Source organism: Flavivirga jejuensis, from assembly GCF_030540765.1.
GTDB lineage: Bacteria > Bacteroidota > Bacteroidia > Flavobacteriales > Flavobacteriaceae > Flavivirga > Flavivirga jejuensis.
The window spans coordinates 98,560-120,342 of the sequence record NZ_JAUOEL010000010.1; the positions used below are offsets into that span (position 1 = coordinate 98,560).

A 21,783-nucleotide genomic window follows, 5' to 3' on the forward strand; every position below is an offset into this window, starting at 1 on the left:
AAATTCGTATAAAAATTTACATGAAGAACCTATATTTATTTGCTTACTTAACCTTAACTTTAAATAGCCTATTTAGTCAAAATCAACTCTCGTTTTTTCATATTTCTCCTGAAATAGATAACGGATATCGCACTATTAAACATACCGTTCAAGATTCTTTAGGCTATATATGGATGTCTCAAAGCAAAGGGGTTTTAAAATATGATGGCTATGAGTTTTGGTTTCATCCAATAGATTCTGTTTTTAATAGTACTAGTATTGATGATGAGATAGAAAAGATTTTTTTAGATACTAATGGTAATCTTTTAGTGCTTTCCAAAAACGGATTATTATCGAGAAAGGAAAGAAATGGAAGTTATTCTCAATTAAATAATTCCTTCTCAAAAACTAATAAGAATATTTTAATAAATAAGGTCTTTGTAAAAAAGAAACAAATATATGTTACCGATTTTTTTAACACACTTTATTTATTGGACAACAAAACCTTGGAGCTTAAAGATATTTTATCTGTTCCTAAATCCCAATTTAATGGAGCCGAAATAGTCGATTTAGAGGTTGTTGATAGTAATAGGTTATATATAAGTACGAATAATGGAAATCTATTGCAATATACCAACCATGAGTTAAGTGAATTAAAAGAGCCTTTTAATATACACCCAGGAATAATGTATTTAACCCTTGATAAAAACAATGATTTATGGGTTGGGACAAGATTTATGGGGTTATTTAAGTATGATTTAGTTAAAAACAAATTTGAACAACTGTCCTATTTTAGGAATGGTATAGATGTTTTGAAAAAGGATATGATTTTATCTCTTTTTTGTGACGATGATGGGATTATTTGGGCTGGGTCTGATGGAGAAGGCTTGTATAAAATTAACCCTAAAAATGGCGATATAATGCTCTATCGACATGTGCCTCTCAACAAATCTTCTCTAAGTACTAATTCTATAATAAATATAAATCAGGATTTATATAAAAACTTATGGGTCATTTCAAATTATGGAGATATAAATATACTTGTTAATAGCCATAATAAAGTTTTTCATCATAATGGATTAATAGGAAATACATCCGCACGTATATTATCTGTTTTGAAAGATTCTAATGATAACATTTGGATTGGAACTGATGGTAAAGGATTAACAAAAAAAAATCTCAAAACAGGTAAAGAAAGACAGTTTTTAGTTAATAATAAAGATTTAGGAGGAGCTTACATACAAACAATAACAGAAGATGAAAATGGTAATGTTTGGATTGGGACATATAAAAATGGGTTGTGGTTTTATGATTCCCAAAAAGATGAAATTTCAAAAATTCTTGTTTTAGATTCTAAAGGAAAACATGCTATAGATATTTTAACAACGTTTACAGATTCTAAAGGCAGAATTTGGGTAGGTTCCGATCTTTCTTTAGTTGTTTATAATTCAAAAAAAGAAAAAATTGGATCATTTGCCTTTAGAGAAAATGGATTAAATGGTGAATTGATTAGATGCATTGTAGAAGATGATAATAAGAACTTATGGATTGGAGTTGATAGAGGAGGGCTTTTTAGGTTAGATGAAAATATAATACTAAGTAATTCGACATTTCATAACGTTTCATATACCGATAATGAAAGAGACTTTTATTCAATTGTTTCAATGGTTTCAGATACTAAAGGCAATCTTTGGTTAGTAGATTTATATGGGGAAATCCATATAATTAATACTAACAACAAATCATATAAGAAAATTGGTAATTCTCAATTAATTAATGATATCTCATTTCATACTATTTTAATGGAAAATCCAGAAAGTTTGTGGTTAGGTTCTAATAACGGCTTATGGAATTTAAACATAAAAGATTCTAGTCTTGTGAAATATACAAAAGCAGATGGCTTTTTTAGTGACTATTATGCTCAAGGATGCGCTTATAAAGATAAATCATCAGGCTTTTTATATTTTGGAGGACTAAATGGGGTTGATGGCTTTGATCCTAAAAATATTTCAAAAGTTTCAATAAAATCTCAATTATATATAAACGCTATAGAAATACTCAATAAGCCTGCTTTATCTATAATACCAGAGCAGGTAAGTAAAGGCATTGAAAACACAAAATTGATTGAGTTGAAAAATAATCAATCATCATTTTCATTTAAGTTTTCTGTAGTGGGAACCGTATTAAATACAAACTATTTGTATAAATACAGGTTAAAAGGATTTGATGATGAATGGAAATTTACTAAGAATAATCGTATGGCTGCGTATACCAATATTCCTTGGGGGGAATATGATTTCGAGGTAAAAGCATCAACAGTGAATGAAAATATTCCATTAAAATCTATTAAAATAGTTATTAAACCACCACTCTGGATGCACCCGTGGGCATTTTTATTATACGTTGTTATTTTTTGTGCCTTAGTCTTTAGTATTTACAAATGGATTCTTTTAAGAAAAAAACTTTTTAGCCAAAAAATTAAAAATGAACAAGAATCTAAAATTTATTATGAGAAAATGAATTTTTTCTCTAAAATGTCTCATGAAATACAAACCCCATTAGCACTTATAATGGGACCAGTAGGGGATATCTTAAAAAAATCGCAAGTAGAAAAAGATTTAGTATTAAACCAACGGCTTAGGGTTATTTTTAATAATGCAAAAAGATTATCTAGAATTGCCAATTTACTTACAACTGTGAGAAATAAAGAAATAGGGCAATTAAAATTGAGAGTCTTAAAAAAAGATATTATTAAAGAAATTAAAGAAATATCAGATTCATTTCATGAACAAGCACGTTTTAAAAGAATCGATTTTAAAATAAATAATTTTGCAGAAGAGTATATGTTGTGGTTTGATAATGAATTGTTAGAACACATGATTTATAATTTGCTGTCAAATGCTTTTAAGTATACACCATCAGAAGGACGAATTGTAATTACAACACGTTTGAATCATGAAAAAGACATGTTTGAAATTTCTATTAATGACACTGGGTATGGGATTTCAAAAAAGGAATATGATGATATCTTTCAATTGTTCTATAGATCCAATAAAACAAGTAATAATATTGGTATGGGAATAGGACTAGCATTTGTAAAAGAGTTAGTTCGTTTACATAAAGGAGAAATAAATGTAAATTCAAAAAAGAATAAAGGCTCTACTTTTACTATAGTGTTGCCATTAAATGAAGATAAATATTCTGACGACGAAAAGATTGAAAGTCTAGATGAAGCAGTTGTTAACCCAACCTCAAATGTTGTTAATTCAACTTCAAATGTAGAGCTTTTGGAAATTAACACTAAAAAGATTAATTCAAAAAAAGACTCCATACTAATTATTGAAGATAATTATGAAATGCAACATTTTTTATGTGAAGTTTTTAATGAAAACTACAATGTTTATTCTGGTTACAATGGGAAAGAAGGAGTAGAAATCGTAAAACAAAAATTGCCAGATATCATAATTTCAGATATTTCTATGCCCGTTATGAATGGTTTAGAAATGTGTAAAATTATACAAAAAGATAATGATGTTTCACATATCCCTATCATATTTTTAACAGCAAAAAATTCGACCAGACACAAATTAAAAGGCTTAAAATATGGTGCGATAGAGTTTATGTGTAAGCCGTTTGATATAAATGAGCTACACTTAAAAGTGAATAGTATTTTAGTTCAAAATAAAAGAATATCTTCAAAAGTAAGTTTGCAATATTTAAGTACTCCAGAAAATATTCCAAAAAAATCTAAAGATTCTATTTTTTTAGAAAGCTTGATATCTATCTTAAATTCAAAATTAGAAGATCCCGATTTCAAACTAGAAAATCTTGCTCTTATTATGAGTATGAGTTATTCAAATATATATAGAAATTGTCAAAAACTAACAGGAAAAACAATTACTGAATTATTTAGATTATTACGTTTAAAAAGGGCTGCAGTTTTAATAGTTCAAAATAAATATAATGTTTCTGAAGCTTGTTTTGCTGTAGGTTTTAATGATACAAGGTACTTCTCGAAGTGTTTTAAAGAACAATTTAAAATGACTCCAACGGTTTTTAAAAATGAATCCGGAAGTATAGATTTAGAGTCGTTTTTAGCAAAATATGAATTGTCTAAAACTAAATAAATTACAATTTTCACTACAAGTTTTTTGATATGTAAAGTTTTAAAGGTTCAAAATAATCGTTAATACAGCCTATAGAGCAAATCCAGAGCCTTCCCTTCGTAAGAGGACTAGTAGTAGGCAGGTAAATTCCGTTTTTTAGCGGGATCAATAATTTAATATATTGGCTCTTGGATCGATTCCTATTATTGGGGTTAGAGTTCCCCCTGAGGTTTAATACCTTTTATTGAATTTTCAATTAATTTGTTGAAATACGTTTATAAAAAATCTTCCATTACTGCTGTATTTTATATAATAAAACAGTCTGGTATATTTCATCCAAAATTTTTAAAATTTACGAATATGTCGGCATATTTTGAAAAATATTTGCACTCAATTTTTTTTCTCATTTAATACATTTGGAGTGTTTGATTTACTGTCCAGTATTTATACTGTAAACAGAAATTAATTAGCTGAATAAAGAAATATATTAAAAAAAATATGGCACACTCTAATAATAGTAGTAATAAAATACCCATCATAATTATAGCGAGTTTATTTTTCATTTTCGGTTTTGTTACCTGGATAAATGGGGCACTAATTCCCTTTATGAAAACCATTAATGAGTTAACCGATGCCCAATCATATTTGGTAGCCTCGGCTTCCTATATCTCATTTGTAGTGATGGCCCTGCCAGCTTCCTATATTTTAAATAAAATAGGCTATAAAAAAGGCATGTCTTTAGGCTTAATAATTATGGCTATTGGAGCTTTAGTTTTTATCCCTGCAGCCGAAGCAAGAACCTACTGGGTGTTTTTATCTGGTATTTTTATTCAAGGCATCGGTATGACCATATTACAATCAGCAGCAAACCCATACATTACCATTTTAGGACCCATAGAAAGTGGCGCCAAACGTATTGCCATTATGGGCATAGCAAACAAAGTAGCAGGAGCTTTAGGCTCTTTAATATTTGGAGCCTTATTATTATCAGGAATAGACGAAGTAAAAGATAAGCTAGCCAGTAGCTCAACAGAAGAAAAAGGCCTGCTTTTAGATACCATGGCAGATAGTGTTTTTACACCTTATCTAGTGATGGCTATCGTTTTATTTATATTGGGAGTATTAATTAGAAAAGCCCCATTACCTCATGTAGAAGCCGCCGAAATAGAAGACACAAAAGATGGCACGACTACAAAAACCAGTATTTTTCAATTCCCTCATTTATGGTTGGGCGTACTAACCCTATTCGTTTATGTAGGAGCAGAAGTTATAGCAGGCGATACTATTATCGCATACGGTATTTCATTAGGTTTTCCTGCTACAGATGCTAAGTTTTTTACAACCTTTACATTATTAGCCATGGTATGCACCTATGGGCTAGGTGTTATTTTAATACCCAAATACTTAACGCAAAGCACCGCACTTAAAATCAGTGCCACCTTAGGGGTCATTTATAGTATTTGCATCCTATGTACCACAGGATTTACCTCCATTTTATTTGTGGCAGCACTGGGAATTTCCAACGCTTTGGTTTGGCCAGCAGTATGGCCATTAACCCTGAAAGGATTAGGCAAGTTCACAAAAACAGGATCCGCCTTATTAATTATGGCTATCTCAGGAGGCGCGATAATCCCACCACTATATGGTAGAATGGTAGATGCCAATAAAGAAGCCCTTATAACTAGCGGTATTAACGAAGTAGATGCCTTAGCAACAGCCTCTACCCATAGTTATTGGCTATTAATTCCTTGCTATGCATTGATCTTGTTTTTTTCTATGCGAGGGCATAAATACAAAAATTGGTCAGGCAATAAGTTGCAAAAAGAAAGATTTACAATAAAGAAACACATAAAACAGCATGTTACAGAGTAATATAGACAAATCTACAGATTTTGAAAAAAGGTTTGAAAATGTAGGAACCATCGTTTTTGAAAACTCGACTAGAGCCTCAAAAGCGGTAGCTAAAGAAATAGCAGATTTAATAAAGGTAAAACAAGCCCAAAAACAACCCTGTATATTAGGTTTAGCCACAGGCTCCTCCCCTAAAGGTTTATATGCCGAATTAGTACGTTTACATAAAGAAGAAGGATTGAGCTTTAAAAATGTGATAGCCTTCAATCTAGATGAATACTACCCTATGGAACCCGATTCTATAAATAGTTATGTGCGTTTTATGAAAGAATTACTCTTTAACCACGTAGATATATTACCAGAGAACTACCATATTCCAGATGGCACCTTATCCAAAGATGCTATTTCAGAATATTGCAGCCAATACGAATCAAAAATAGAAGCTTACGGCGGTATCGATTTACAAATATTAGGTATTGGAGGCAATGGTCATATAGGATTTAACGAATCAGGCTCCTTACAAAACTCAAAAACCCGATTAGTAGCGTTAGACCATATAACCAGAGTTGCCGCCAGTGGTGATTTTTCAGGCTTAAACAACACCCCAAGAACAGCCATTACTTTAGGAGTCAAAAAGATTATGGAAGCCAAAAGAGTAATCCTTATGGCTTGGGGCGAAAGCAAATCCCATATAACAAAAGAATCCGTTGAAGGTACAGTAACCAATCTGGTACCCGCCTCGTTTTTACAAGAACATAATAACGCCACCTTTGTATTAGACAAAGAAGCAGCCTCTAAACTAACCCGTATAAATACACCTTGGTTAGTCGAAAAAATTACCTGGACAGACAAGCTTGTAAGAAAAGCAGTATTAGGCTTAGCACTTCATTTAAAAAAACCTATTCTAATGCTCACCGATGCCGATTATATAGAAAACGGTATGAGTGATTTATTGGCAGATTCAGGTCCAGCTTACGATATAAACATTAAAATATTCAACAAACTACAAAATACGATTACAGGATGGCCAGGAGGTAAGCCCAATGCCGATGATGCTAAACGCCCAGAGCGTGCCGAACCCGCAAAAAAACGCGTGCTTATTTTTAGTCCGCACCCAGATGATGATATCATAAGTATGGGAGGTACATTTAAACGCTTACATGAACAAGGACACGAAGTACACATAGGATACCAAACCTCAGGAAACATAGCCGTAGCAGATGATGAAGCCTTGCGTTTCGCTAGTTTTGTATGTGATTATAATGCCAAATTTGGAATTGAAAGAGCAGAGGCAGAAACGATCTACAAAAAAGCAGAAACATTTCTTAAAAACAAAAAAGCAAGTGAAATAGATATTCCTGAGGTTCGTTATATCAAAGGACTAATTAGAAAAGGAGAAGCCCAATCTACCTCCTATTTTATAGGTATTCCAGATGCCCAGATTCATTTTATGGAACTGCCATTTTATGAAACAGGAGCTATAGAGAAAAAACCTTTAGGTGAAGAAGATATCGAAATAACGATGAATCTTATTGAGCAAATCAAACCACATCAAATATATGCAGCTGGTGATTTGGCAGACCCCCATGGAACACACAAAGTATGCTTAGATGCCGTTTTTGAAGCCGTAAAACTACTAAAACCTAAAAAGTTTATGAAAGACTGTTGGGTTTGGTTGTACAGAGGTGCATGGCAAGAATGGGGCATTGATGAGATAGAAATGGCTGTTCCTATGGGGCCTGACCAAGTATTAGAAAAACGAAAAGGTATTTTCAAGCATCAATCTCAAAAAGATGGTGTGGTATTTCAGGGAACAGATAGCAGAGAGTTTTGGCAGCGAGCAGAAGACAGAAACAGAGAAACAGCCCATTTATACCATGAATTAGGCTTGTCTCACTACGCCGCTATGGAAGCCTTTGTGAGGTGGGAATACTAACCTGTTTTTGTTTTATAGACAACAAACTAATGAATTCAGAATAATATGAAACCGCTGTAGTAGCTGTAAAAACTAAATAAAGGGGGGTAAAATATGTAATCAAATAGAACATAATACCTAATATTTTATAATTAACATTAAAAACAAAACCATGAAGAAAACTTTATTTTTTACTTGTCTAATATTATTAACATTAAATTTCAAAGCAAACGCAGACACACTTCGTTCTATGTACGTTGACGGTTTTTCATCTATTTTGGGAAATGAATCCGCTGAAAACACTCTGTTATCTTATGCACAATCCAATGGAATAGAAAAATTATTATTATATGAACTTCATATAGTTAATGCCAATCATAATTTATCAAGTACTTCTACCAATTTCATTTTAGCGGACTTCATATCTAAAGCTAAAACAAACTATGGGATACTTTTTGTTGGTGCTGTGGCAGAAAATGCATGGTTCTTTACAAATGTTATAGATACTTATAATAATAGTAGAACTAATGCTAACGAAAAATTTGATGTTTATAATTTAGAATTTGAATTTTGGATCGATACTCATACAAATTCTGGGGGATATTATTGTAATACGTATTTAACACCTAATAATTTACCTTGTACTAATGCTGGAGCCTTCGATTACTTTATTTCAATTTTACAAGACATGAGAACTCTGGCAAATAATAATTCTCACCCTATTACTACAGAAGCATATGTAGGTTGGCCAACAGCGGCTCAAGCAGCAACTATAGGAGCTAATTTAGATAAGTTACTTTTGCATGCTTATGTAGCTAATCCATCTACAAGTTTCACTTATGCAGATGATAGGATTATTGATTTCGCTAATGGTACACCAGGATTAGATGTGTCGATCATTTTTTCATCAGAAACAAATTTTATGGGAAATTGGTTAATTAGTAACTCTATGAGTGAAGCAGAAGATACGTTCACTACAGATTGGACGAGTGGATCATCTGGATGGACTAATAATATCAATTTAGAGGGGTTTACGTATTTTACTTATAGTTATCAAGCAAATATTACTCTTTTTTCTTCTTCTTCTTCTTCTTCTGTTGCTGCTGTTCAAAGTCTTTCTACTGGTACTCAAGACACCTTAGAGAAGGTGGCAGTTTATCCTAACCCAGTCGAAAAGACCCTTTACATCGAAAATCTTGATGATGTAAAAAATATTATGATTTATAATAGTATTGGTCAATTGATTGAGGAAACGACAGAAAAAGAAATTGATTTTACTACGAAGGCTAAAGGAATTTATTTTTTAAAAATCTATACCGAAAATGGTATAAAGACAAAAAAAATAATAAAAGATTAAACTTGAATAAAATATGTCAGTATCTCATAAGCTGTATAAGTTTATGAGATACTGACATATTTTTTTGAAAATCTTTTTGTTGAAGAAAACAAATGTTGAACCACCAGAATTAATGATGTTTTAAGGTTGATCTTGTAGATATACAATGATTTAAATGATTAAAAGTAGTCAAGTTACTAAACACTAAAAAAATGTTTAAAAATATACATCCAATTACTAATACAATATCAAAGAATGACCGTAACGTATTAAATAAACATAATTCTTTTTTGGTTTTTTTTACTGGATTATCTGGGGCAGGAAAGTCGACTATTGCTAATAACTTGGAAGAGCTCCTATATAAAGAAAAAATACATACTTATATTCTAGATGGAGATAATGTAAGAACTGGAATAAATGAGGATTTAGGATTTTCACCAGAAGATCGTTCTGAAAACAATCGACGTATTGGTGAAATTTCTAAATTATTTATAGATGCTGGTTTTGTTGTTTTTGCTACTTTTATTTCTCCTTATAAATCTGATAGAGATCGTATAAAGCAAACTGTAAAGCCTGAAAATTTTATCGAAATTTTTGTAAATACAAGTCTTGAAGTATGTGAGCAAAGAGATACAAAAGGTCTTTATAGAAAAGCTAGGGCTGGGGAAATTAAAAATATGACAGGAGTATCTGCACCTTATGAAGCTCCAGAAAATCCAGATATAGAAGTTTCACATCTAAATACTATTGATGAGTCTGTAAATTTAATTTATGCTAAAATAGTAGATAAGTTAAAATTAAATATATAAAATAAGACCCAAATAATTCGTGTTATTTTAAGTGGTTACCAAATTGGTCTCGATTTAACAAACTTTTAGATTTATCATTTACTCCCGTAGATCGAATACCTTAAGCCTATAGAAAGCAAAACTATATACAAAAATTGTTATTTTTTGTTTGTATAATGGTAATGTTATGGATATTCAATTAGAAAAATATAAATTAATGGAATGGCTAGTTGGTCTTAAAGATGAAACTATTATTTCTAAATTAAAAACTATAAAAAACAACATTTCCGCATCTTCAGATTGGTCGGATGATATTTCTGATACTGAAAAATTATTGATAGAATCTGGATTAAAAGATATAGAAAAAGGGAACACGTTTACCCATGAGCAAGTCATGAAAGAAATTAACGAAGCTTACGGTATATAAGTAAATAAAAATAGTTTAGACGAAACTATCGAAGATCACTTATATTGAAGTTCTTGAAAATCTTAAAATAAAGTGGACGAAAAAAGAAATGAAAAGCTTTAATGACCTTACCAATACATTGCTGGAAAAGGTGAAAAAAGAACAAGTTGTCCACCCATTTGTGAATGAAAAGTTAAGAATTCGAAAAGGCGTAGTTCATAAAAATGTTTCTCTCTTTTATAAAGAAGACAGGAAAAACGATAAGATATATTTGATTACATTTTTTAATAATCAAATGAATCCAAAGACATTAAAAAAATTATTAAAGCAATAAAGTGATATTAGAATATCGCTTTTTTTCGTTTATATTCCCTCTATTAGCCATTAAATAACCTAAAAACACTCTAAATCGACGCAACTAAATAGGAAAATTCGTGTCTTATTAATAAATACAATTACTAAAAACATGAAATTTAAAATTTATTTTATAGCACTATTATCTCTTATTACTTTAATGTTTTCTTGTTCTTTAGAAAACACTAATAACGAACCCATAGCAATAACCGAAATTGCAACATACGCTCATTTAACAAAATGGAAAGAGATAGAACTAAATAGTGGGGCAACAAATTGGGAATCTATTTCCTCTGGAGATACTCTTTCACTATTTTCAGATACTGCTGATGATGTAAATCCAAGAAGTGGGGCGTACATATATAATCTTACTAAATTGAAAATAGATGAAGAACAAGATGGTTTCTTCTTACAAGAAGATAATCAATTGTCATTTTTCCAAAATATAAACACTACGAAAAAAACTGTAGAATTTGAAGAGGAAGAGAATACCCTTATTATCAGTAACACATCGGTGGTTCCTCAGATACAGATTAAATACGAAAAAATAGATTAATGAGCCTTATAATTGTTCCGATGTCTATGCAGAATTAGCTCTAGAGTTCTATACAGGTCTGATTATACTGTTATACCACGGCTGAAAGACTTGCTTATTAAGTGTATCTAATAGACCTTTGCAGAACTTGGTTCAGAAGTAATTTCCACCTTTTGCCGTGAACCTGAAATAATTGTTGCGTAGCTTGAAAGAAATAGCACAACCGAAAGTAGGATAGATTTAAAAATATTTTCCGTTTGATGCCTCGTTAGCCTGTTGCGGGGTCATTCATTACCTAAATTAATAAACGCCAGTAAAATAAATATTTACTGGCGTTTTTTGTTTCCATTTGGGAGCATATTCTTTAGTGTCCTAATTTCCTGCCTAAAAAATCGGAACCTCTTAAAGGTTTTCATCCAACTTTTCACCCTGAAAATTTAACTTCTGTTTGGGAATCTGCAAAAAAAAAGTCGCTTAAAAAATAAGACTCAAAATTACTGTATTCCCGTAAAAAACATATCGATAAAACATAATGCTTTGTTTTATAACTAAATGTTAACCTTTTATGACATTTATATTAACCTTTTGCTAACCTATAACTTATAAATAAAAACTATAAGAATATTCAATTTTACAAAACGAAATGAACGAAATAAAATTTAAAAAAAAACAGAGGTTTCTAAAGAATAGAATGATTCAATTACTTGAAAAGTATAAAAATAAAAATTAAAACTATGAAAAATCAATCACCCGAAAAATCAAAACGCAAACAGTCTGGTTTGCCAAAAAAACTAATACCACTTCTCATTTTGATGCTATTATTTAACTATGCAGCTTCTTACGCACAAGTTCGAACTACAAAAGATATCTATGTCGATTTACAGGCAGATTATCCTAACACGTTTATTACTATTGAAGATCATGGTGATGGAACCTCAGGTCACCCTTATGATAGTTTAGGCACAGCTGTTTATTTTGCAAATCAGTACAATAACGATGATAATGTAGATATTACCATTCATGTAAGAGGTACAGCAGATACTGTACAGTATCTAACATTTGATGAAGGAAAATCGACTTCAACAATAACAGTTAAAGCTTGGTCTGGGTTTAATTTTATAATTAATCATAGTAACGCTGGTGGTGTTGGTTTAAGCATAACACTTGGTACACTACAAGCCTTTACTTTGGGAGCCGTTACGGTAACTGGAGGGTATTATGAAAATTATGGGATTTTAATAAATGTTATAAATCGTAACCAACCTACTGTTACTGTCGAAAATTGCGAATTTAATAATATATCATGGACAGCAGATGCAAGCATAGCAGATTCACCACCAGACTATAATAGTTATTTATACCCAATTTACCTTATAGCAGATAATGCCCAAGTTTTTGGTCTCAACAATAATACTTTCACAAATGTAGCTGTTGGGTATGGCCATTTAATAGGGCTGTCTAGCCGTGATGGCTTAGGGTTATCAAACCTATATGCCTCTTTGGAAACTACAGGATCTTATAACAGTAATACAGCAACAGGTACTATTTTACCTTTCAGTGCAGCTACTGCTACAGAGTTTTATGTAGATGCTAGTGTACCTGCTGGAACTTCTGGATATGGAGGTAATGGCTCTGAATCTGACCCATGGAAATACCTAACTTCTGCTAATTTTGGTGCTATTTTCAACGATTGGTCAACGGTTCCTGCAACTAAAGTAGATAAAGATGTAACGGTATACTTTAGAGAAGGGACACATACATTAACCAGTATTATGTATTTAGAAGGCGTGACACAAGAGAGTTCTTTAACTCTACAAGCCTATCCAGGTGAAATAGCTGTCTTAGATGGAAGTAATCTCACTGGTCAATTTACATCAATGATTGCCTGCCATGATTGTTACAATACAACCGTAAAGGGCTTAAAGCTTACTGGACTTACTACAGATGTCGTTTCTGCAGGAGAATTTGATACACGATTCGGTATTATTTTTAATGGATTTGGTGACAACATAAATATTCTTAATAATGAAATATATGAGATGCACTGGACTAATGATGCAATCAAAAAATTAAACCCTCTTGCTAGTAATAACTTAGGTGCTATACAAGTTGTTGGTACAGATAGTACTCCAATATCAAATGTAACTATTAGTGGAAACAATATACACGACATAACCCCTGGATATACAGAAGCTTTAACTGTAAATGGGAACGTAGATGGATTTACAATAAGTGATAATACAATTACTGATATTGCTAATATAGGTATCGTTGCTGCTGGTAACTACGAATGGGTATTAAGTCTTAGTGGAGCGACGTTAAGTAGTTCTCAAAACTATTCTAGGAATGGTATTATCTCTGGTAATGCAGTAAGAAGATGTATTTCTCCAGTAGCAGTTTCTGCAGGTATATATCTGGATGGCTCTCGAAACATAGAGGTGGCTAATAATAGTTCTAGCCATAATGGTGTAGGGATGTCTGTTGGTAATGAAGTAGAAAATTCATCGAGTGGAGGACATCGTATACATGACAACACATTTTCCAATAATTTGCTGGCAGGTATGTATATTGGTAGTACGTCTAATTATTCAAATGTTGACGATGTAGAGGTATATAATAATTTAACCTATAGCAATTTTAACCAGGATCCTACATATCTTGCATTGACTAATGGTAATTATGGTGGAGATATCTGGTTCGATGTAGAGATGACTCAGGTTACAAATCTGAAATTTCATGGCAATCAAATCAATCCAAATAGTAATTATATACTAAACAAGAGGTATGCTGAGACACATTCTGGTCATGACTACTATAATAACACTTATACGATACCAGTTTCTCATGCAGATTTGCAGCCTACCTTTAGAGATGAAACTAGTACAAATGAAGTAACCTTATATGATTGGGAGGGTCATAAAAATCGTAATTTAGATGATGTAGGATCTACCTTAGATGGTTCTTATTGGGTAACAGGAGGTTATGATACTTCTGAGATAACAATAACAGAACTAAGCCCTTTGACTACTCATGAAATCATAGCATTATCAACGAATACCTCTGAAGTTGAAATTGATGCATATCATAAAATAACCAATTTACATTCAGATTTAACTAATAAAGGATATTCAATAGTCCATGCATTAGATGATTACTCGGTTGAGTCTTCAGAAAATCAGATTCATTTCTTAGCACCAGCTTCTTATGGTACTGATGGTTTTCCGTCTACCCATCCTATGCATGGTTTTACTAATGTGGAGAGAGTATTACAAAGTGCGGCAAGCCTTAATGTATATGATGGTAATACAACTGAAGTACTGGTTTATGATCTTTATAAGCGAGGAGGTGTTACAGAAGTCCTGCAAGTGCCTACCAATCCAAATGATTCTGATGAAGCGGTTCACGATCACAACGATTTTATTCTATTATCGCATAAAGTAAGTAGAGCTTTCTGGGATTTTACTTCTAGTGCTAAGGTCTATGTTGATGAAGCATTTAGTTTAACAGAACATGCAATAAAATTTTATGAAGATGCTGCCCATGGATGGACATGTTCTAGAAGAGCACTTAATAACGTGGATCTATTAGTACTTTCAGAATGTATTTTAGACCAAAATATTCAAAACCCTTTAGCAAACATTGTATTAGAAGCAGGGGGTAAAGTAATATTAACTATGACCGAAGATGCGGCAGAATTGTTAAGATCGGCCTTGCCTTATTACACTACTTTTAAAAAATTTAAAGATTATAAATTTTGTGTTCAAGATTTCGTGGAATACAATGCGGGAGGTAACTGTTATTCTCTGTCAGATCTTGTTTTAGTTGCAGTTGGGGTTTATACAAGATCAGAACTAAATGCAGCTGGCGAACCTGTGGATACAACGGTGAATATAGATTTAAATTTTCCTGCTGATTCTCAAGTTGCAGGGATTCTTGGAGAAGGAATGACTGTTTATGTGAAAAGAAGTGATGATGATGGAACGTGTAGTGCTACAGTAGAAAATATAGAAATCGCTTCTCCAGTATTCGTTGGAGCTTCTGAATATGTAGCACCTGAGGTTTATAAGTTTGAATCTGATCCAATTTCTGGTGAACTAAAAGATATATTAAGTGCACGTCCATACATTGTTTCAGTTTTTAGTAAGGAATCTTCCTATGTTTTACCTTGGCTATCAACAGGTTTAAACGCTACAACTAATATTGAATGGGAATATGACACAACGAGTGAGACGTGTGCCCTACAAGAAAAAATATCTAAAACATCCAATACCAATAGTGCACTACCTATGATAATTGGAGTTCCAGAAGCTGATGTAGCGACGTATTTAGCTAGGGGGTGGAGTTTACTCAAAAATAATACCCAACAAAGTATTTCAATTGAAAGTCCATTTTTTAATAATAGTTCTACACTTGTTTTAATGAAGCTTACTACAGGAATAACCAATCCTTTTATTGATGGTATTGAGGGAGGTGTACATGTCTGGGGTTCAGAAAATCTTAGAACATATATGAATATAACAGATGTAACTACAGATCCATGGACTGGAAGTTCAGGTTCAGGGAATAAGAATTCAGGAGAAAAACAAGACATTATTAATGAAGACAGTCTAAAAGATGAGACTATTAGCGATTCTAATGTATTAATATATCCAAACCCAGTAGATAATAAAATGATTATCAAACTCAAAAATAATGAATCTGCTCTTATACAGGTTTATAATAGCAATGGGGTTAAAATAAAGCAATTACCATATAACCAAGAGCACATTAATGGTCTAGAGGTTGATCTTAGCACGTATCAAACGGGTCTCTATTATGTTAGAGTAGTAACAGATAGTAACACGTATACAAAAAAAATAGTAAAACAATAAGAGACTAACTTAGAAACTGTTTAAGTTTTGTTTTTGGAATTAGTTTGGGAGGATTACGTTTTCAGCCAAGGCAAAATAAATGCGAATAGTATCGCTATTAAAAGACATTTTGCTTTAGAATGAGAGATTAAGACGGCAAAATAAACTAAAGGATAAAATTTAAACAGTTTCTTAATAATAAATCACTTTTTAATTTAAACAATAATAACATGAAAAATTATATAAAAAATATTGCTTTTTTAGTTTTATTTTTAATCACAAGTTTATCAAGAAGCCAAATACAGAAGCCTCAATATAACAATTTAGAACAGAGGACTGCTATTTTTACGGCCATGACTGAATATCTTCAACATATTGGAAATAATAGAATTACCGTTGCTGCTATGCAAGTTCCTAATACTAATGATTTTATAATAGCATCTAGTAGCAGCATTTCAGAAGTTTATCGAAACACTAACTACATAAAGAGTTTATTATATGATGTTGGTTTCGCAGACCCATGGTTATATAATGGAGCATATCACGATATGCGAATATATTTTGTTTCTGGTTCTACTGGAATAGGTATAGGATTTGTTGATTATGACGGTAATTATTTTATAAAACTACCCTCAAGAGAAGGCGCCTATGTTCATGCAGAAATGGCCATTTTAGCTGCTTTACAGCCGTATTATACCGATCAATCCAAAACTTATGCGACAGAAATCGCTAATTATAAAAATCACTATGTAATACAATCTCAAAGAGAGTTTTGTCCACGTTGTTACGGGTATTTAAATATCAACGGATTTCCTGTACCTACGCTTAATACCGTATGGGTACAAGGTGATAATTTTAGTTCAACAACTAGATGGTCTCCTCCTAATTTTAATGGTAATACATTAAGTTCTAAAAACATACAGGGTAATTGGGACGCAGTGATAAGAGGGTGGACTTTAAATTATGTAACTTCCTTTCCTACTGTTCAATCAGGTGATGGTAATTATATTCACACCATGGGACATGAACCATGTCCAGTAAACCATGGTACTGACCCCCTTTATTAATTAAAAAATGAGAGTTATTAAATAGCTATTAGCACTGTTATGAGTTTTATAACTAAATAAGTTTACTTAAAGATCTATAATAAACTGTTTAAGTTTTGTTTTTGGAATTAGTTTGTGTGTGGATTATGTTCTCAGTCAAGGTAAAATAAATGCGAATAGCATCGCTATTAAAAAATATTTTGCTTCAGAATGAGGACTTAAGACGACAAAATAAACTACAAGGATAAAATTTAAGCAGTTTCTCAGTTTGAGTCTTACTTCACCGACTCTGAATGCGTAACGTCTAGGGGCAAATTATAGATTTGGTCTAAATAGGATTTAAACGATAGATTAGTGGGGATATTCATTTTCTTTTTTAGCCTGCTTCTTGTTACTTTTACCGTATTCGGAGTTACATTGAGCATGGAAGCAGTTTCTTTAAGAGACAAATTCAATTTAGTAAGTAAACAGTATTTAATCTCTGTATCAGAAAGTTCTGGATGCTTAATTTTAAGTTCAATCGTTAGCGTTGGATATTGAGATTCAATTCTATCGGTCACCACAGATATATCTGATGAGGATGCGATAAGGTTTTTAACCGTCTTATTAACTCGAGTTAACTCAGGGTTATTATCTTTTACGGCTTCTAGCGTGGTCTTTATAGTATTTAGCAACTCTATTTTTTGAGAAATAGCCATAGCAGAAGCGTCTAATTCATTATCTCGTAATCGGATCTGCTCTTCCAATAATTTTTTTTCACTGGATTTCAATTCAGAAATGGTCTGTTTATTTTTCTTGTGTTTGTATAATAAATAGATGCATAATAAGCTTATTATTAAAATAATAAACAATCCAATAATCACTATTTTTTGTTTGGCATTCTTTTCTACAATCCATTTGTTTTCTGCAACCAATTCCTTGTTCTTATATTCCTGCTCTATTAATTCCCTTTGTTTGTCTACAGTCTGGATATAATACTTATCTTTTTCAAGTACAACACTATCTAATAATGACACATAAGCCTTATAACTATTAACTTCTTTTTTGATTTTATTTTGTTGATGATAGAGCGCTATAAAATTAGTATATATCTCTTTTAAAGATTCAAAATTGGAATTCCCGTTAATTCCTTTAGTTAGATATTCTTCAGCTTTTTCATAATTTTTCAAACCCAAATAGTAACTTCCTATATTCCCATATCTCAGATTTGTACGTCGGTAATTACCCATACTATCTGATAATTTTTTACCTTTAAAACCATATTTTAAGGCTTTTTTGTATTCCTTTCTTCCAGAATAATAAAGCCCCAAATTGGAGTATAATGTAGAAAGTACCGCAGGGTTATCCAATTCTTTACCAATAGCAATACCTTTATTAGCCCAACGTATAGCTTCATCATGGTTTTTCCTGGCATTATAGGATAATGATAATGCATTATAACTTCCAATCTTAATCATAGGATCTTTAGTAAAGGAATCGACCAAAACTTCCTTCATCAAAACTATGCTTTTATCAAAATCTTTGAGCTCCATATAGCAGGCTGCCAAATTCATTTTACAAGAAATAGCTTTTTTATAATTACCAGAAGTCAGAAATAATTCGTAGGCTTTATTAAAATATTTTATACCCATATTAATAAGCCCTAAATCCATTAATAGTATAGCTTTATCACGATATACATCTTCAATTATTTTATATTCTAGTCTATGTCTATTGGTCTTATATATATACTCTGCAGTATTAAAATAATATAGAGAGCTATCCTTTTTGGCCTTTATAAAATAGTATAACCCTAGTTTGTATGAAATATCGTATTGTGCCGAAAAACTCTTAAGTGTTTTAGAACGATTAAAAAGTTGTAATAATAATGTTGAACTTTTCCCTCTAAAACCTGTAGAATCTATAATACTGTTTAATTGTTCTTTATTAAGAGAGGAAATATGTAATTGTTGACTATACAATGTAAAATTATACAGTAAAATAATAACAACACTTAGTTGCATAACTAAACGTTTAGTAGCTATTAAAATCATGGTTGTATGGCGTTTTTTGATATGGAGTAGAAAAGGTGTGTTTTTATTAGAATATTCAAGGTAGATCTATTAAAAAGAGTTATCTGTATGAATTTTTAAACCTCGCTTGTGCACGTTAATTCCAATAAATAACTATAATTTGTTGTATCCTTTGTTTTCATAATAAATTAGTTTTGAATTGAAATAGTAACATATGATAAATTAATATTAGTTGGTGTTTCATTCAGTGCGTATGTTAATATGAAAACATTGTTATAATTTAATTATAAGTATATAACCTAAACCTAATAATTCATGAATATTACTAGCTGCTTTTAGTATTGAAAAATCTTTATTTAATTTTTTTTTTAAATTTTTCTATAGTTTTATTTACGCAAAAAATGGAATTAAGGTTTATATTTATTGAGTTATTTTTTTCTAACACTATTGAAACAAAGGGAATAGAAAATAAACTAAAGGATAAAATTTAAGCAGTTTTTCAATAAAGCAATAGAGAATAAATGTTTATTTTTAAATAAAGATTCCGAAAACGACTCAGGAAAAATTCAAAGTATTTTAAGAGAATAAATATTAAATAGTTATTATTTATTCAACTCCTCAAGCAACTCATCATAAGTTATAGGATTAGTAAATAATTTACCTCCTAAATTGATAATGGGTGTTTTGATAGAATCTATTTCGAACAAGTAGTTTTTTAATTGATTTTTAATTTTAGGTTTTTCACTAAGTATATAAACAGTATACTTGTAATTACTTTTTTCTAAAGCTTGTATAATACTATCATAGTTAATACATTTCTCAGTGATATATACAGTAATTGATTTTTTAGGTTTGATTTTAATGCGTTCAAACTCTTTTTTTAAGGCTCGTTTTGAAAGACTATCATTTACTTTTAAATCATAAGTATAATTAGGTTTTTTCCCTCGTATTAAAAAAATGGATTTCAAATGTACTTTTGAGGCTCCTGGTATGCGAATCCACCGTGGTCGGCTTTGACTTTGTCTAAAGTTTGTACCTGAAATAGTAATTTGTACATCAAAATCTTGTTTATTTTCATTTATGACATAAAAGGCTAACCTATTCGGAATATCTTTGGTTACCACACGAAGAGGTGTTTCTTGTGCATTAATTTGAAATGTAATACATAAAAGTATAATTAGTATTTTAATTTTAGGCATAAGGTAATCTGTTTTGTTTTTACAATAAAGGTGAATTCTTTACACAAATTATCCTATAAAAAGTGCTAGAATCAATTAAAAAAGGGATTTAAAAAGGAATTGTTGGGATATGGTAAATGGTTAATTACTTTTCATTCTACCACTCTCAGACGCTCTATAGCAGGAGGATTATAAATCTGTGCTATCGGGTTGCAGATCAGCCCAATATTTTTATCTTTTGTTAATGATTTTTATTCATCGAAATATTCAATTCCATTTTCGATATCAATACTCCTTAACTTAAAGATATTGAGCCCGACCCGAGGATCTGAGAGTTTTTAGATTAAATAATTATTTTATTGAATAGTATCATCTTGATTTTTGTAAAAAGATTTAAGATAATTGCGATGCACGTCTAAATCATATAAATCAAAACGAAGTAATCGTCGCTCTATTTTCTTTTTAGCAAAATAACTAAACCAGTTTACTAATGGTATAAAATCTCTATGACCAAGTCCATCAATATGTATGAGTTCAATGGTCTTGTTTTTTAAAATTTTACAGCAGATGTTTTTTGCCCTGATATCGTTGGCAATGATTTTGTATTTTGCCATTAGTTGAATTAGTCTTTCAAACGCGATCTTTAATGTTTGGTCGCTAATTGCAGGATTTGGATTTAATAAATAATATTCTAAAGTTTTAGAAATTTCTTGGTTTGTTTCATCTTTTATTAAATCAAAAACATAGCCTTTACCTAAGTTTGTTTCCACAGTGCCATGAAAAATTGAAAAAAATTGATAATCCTTTTTCTTTATTTTTTTTTTACTAATCTTTTCACAATATTTAATCTCATAAGCTAGACGTGAGATTTCAATATTTTGTTTACTAATTTTTATACACAAATTTTGATTGGATGGATGTCTGTAACATTTTTGATATGTGCCTTCTGCAATAAAGTGTTCATCTAGTATTTTAATCATCAAATTAAGAGTTATTTTTAATAGTGTATTGTTTTTAATCTGGTAACGTTTATGTATGGGGTTTGTTGCGTAGTTTAAGTAACAAATTTAGCAAGTAAAAACCGAATAGAAAACGAACAGCTCCCAAAAAATTAACTAGCAATAAATTATATACGATGTGGCTGTTGTACAAGTCAAAAAATATTTAAAAAAAACAAGTTTTTTTTACGTTTAATTACTATAAAAAACTGTTTGTTATATACTTTTCTATGTAAATTAGCAATATGTAAATAATGTACATTTATGGAGGTTTTAGGAATTACAGAACTTATAAAAAATATTAAATTTACTTTAGATAAAATGGTTTATAATACTTCAGGAATTATTGCACATCTATCTAAGCAAGAAAACGTTTTTATGGTTTCATCGAATGATTATAATTCATTAACAGACACTTCTCTTTAAAAA

14 protein-coding genes are annotated in these 21,783 nt (G+C 31.0%); 11 read left to right on the top strand and 3 right to left on the bottom strand.

Annotation, left to right across the window (positions count from 1 at the left end; genetic code table 11):
* The first annotated feature begins 20 nt into the window (after window positions 1-20).
* From Q4Q40_RS22530 to Q4Q40_RS22575, 10 genes are all read left to right on the top strand, one after another.
* Window positions 21-4,106: a hybrid sensor histidine kinase/response regulator transcription factor gene (locus Q4Q40_RS22530; protein WP_303304321.1), complete on the top strand. Its 4,086-nt coding sequence runs from the start codon at window positions 21-23 to the stop codon at window positions 4,104-4,106.
* A 477-nt stretch (window positions 4,107-4,583) separates the two neighbouring features.
* Entirely contained in the window at window positions 4,584-5,957 is a 1,374-nt protein-coding gene (locus Q4Q40_RS22535; RefSeq protein WP_303304322.1) for a sugar MFS transporter, read from the top strand.
* Window positions 5,944-7,872, top strand: a complete 1,929-nt coding sequence (nagB, locus tag Q4Q40_RS22540; protein WP_303304323.1) for a glucosamine-6-phosphate deaminase — start codon at window positions 5,944-5,946, stop codon at window positions 7,870-7,872. Before Q4Q40_RS22535 ends, nagB begins: the two co-directional genes overlap by 14 nt.
* 151 nt (window positions 7,873-8,023) lie before the next feature.
* Entirely contained in the window at window positions 8,024-9,208 is a 1,185-nt protein-coding gene (locus tag Q4Q40_RS22545) for a T9SS type A sorting domain-containing protein (protein ID WP_303304324.1), read from the top strand.
* Window positions 9,209-9,399: 191 nt separating this feature from the next.
* Window positions 9,400-9,996, top strand: a complete 597-nt coding sequence (cysC, locus tag Q4Q40_RS22550) for an adenylyl-sulfate kinase (RefSeq protein ID WP_303304325.1) — start codon at window positions 9,400-9,402, stop codon at window positions 9,994-9,996.
* A gap of 166 nt (window positions 9,997-10,162) precedes the next feature.
* Complete coding sequence (locus Q4Q40_RS22555; protein WP_303279719.1) at window positions 10,163-10,402, top strand: hypothetical protein; 240 nt, start codon at window positions 10,163-10,165, stop codon at window positions 10,400-10,402.
* Window positions 10,403-10,490: 88 nt separating this feature from the next.
* Window positions 10,491-10,715 (top strand): hypothetical protein, encoded by a 225-nt coding sequence (locus tag Q4Q40_RS22560; RefSeq protein WP_303304326.1) that lies wholly within the window; start codon window positions 10,491-10,493, stop codon window positions 10,713-10,715.
* Between the two features lie 132 nt (window positions 10,716-10,847).
* Window positions 10,848-11,291, top strand: a complete 444-nt coding sequence (locus Q4Q40_RS22565; protein WP_303304327.1) for a hypothetical protein — start codon at window positions 10,848-10,850, stop codon at window positions 11,289-11,291.
* A 713-nt stretch (window positions 11,292-12,004) separates the two neighbouring features.
* A complete protein-coding gene (locus Q4Q40_RS22570; protein ID WP_303304328.1) occupies window positions 12,005-16,141 on the top strand; it encodes a T9SS type A sorting domain-containing protein in 4,137 nt (1,378 codons plus the stop codon).
* 209 nt (window positions 16,142-16,350) lie between these two features.
* Window positions 16,351-17,187, top strand: a complete 837-nt coding sequence (locus Q4Q40_RS22575; RefSeq protein WP_303304329.1) for a hypothetical protein — start codon at window positions 16,351-16,353, stop codon at window positions 17,185-17,187.
* A 254-nt stretch (window positions 17,188-17,441) separates the two neighbouring features.
* On the opposite strand, the gene Q4Q40_RS22580 is transcribed toward Q4Q40_RS22575, so the two are convergent.
* The 3 genes from Q4Q40_RS22580 to Q4Q40_RS22590 all read right to left on the bottom strand — a co-directional run bounded on the left by Q4Q40_RS22580 (window position 17,442) and on the right by Q4Q40_RS22590 (window position 21,336).
* Entirely contained in the window at window positions 17,442-19,199 is a 1,758-nt protein-coding gene (locus Q4Q40_RS22580) for a tetratricopeptide repeat protein (protein WP_303304330.1), read from the bottom strand.
* A 581-nt stretch (window positions 19,200-19,780) separates the two neighbouring features.
* Complete coding sequence (locus Q4Q40_RS22585) at window positions 19,781-20,377, bottom strand: hypothetical protein (protein WP_303304331.1); 597 nt, start codon at window positions 20,375-20,377, stop codon at window positions 19,781-19,783.
* A gap of 335 nt (window positions 20,378-20,712) precedes the next feature.
* On the bottom strand, window positions 20,713-21,336 hold the full coding sequence (locus tag Q4Q40_RS22590; protein ID WP_303304332.1) for a YrbL family protein: 624 nt from the start codon (window positions 21,334-21,336) through the stop codon (window positions 20,713-20,715).
* A gap of 282 nt (window positions 21,337-21,618) precedes the next feature.
* Here Q4Q40_RS22590 and Q4Q40_RS22595 point away from each other — a divergent pair, with 282 nt between their 5' ends.
* A complete protein-coding gene (locus Q4Q40_RS22595; RefSeq protein WP_303304333.1) occupies window positions 21,619-21,780 on the top strand; it encodes a hypothetical protein in 162 nt (53 codons plus the stop codon).
* Window positions 21,781-21,783 lie beyond the last annotated feature (3 nt).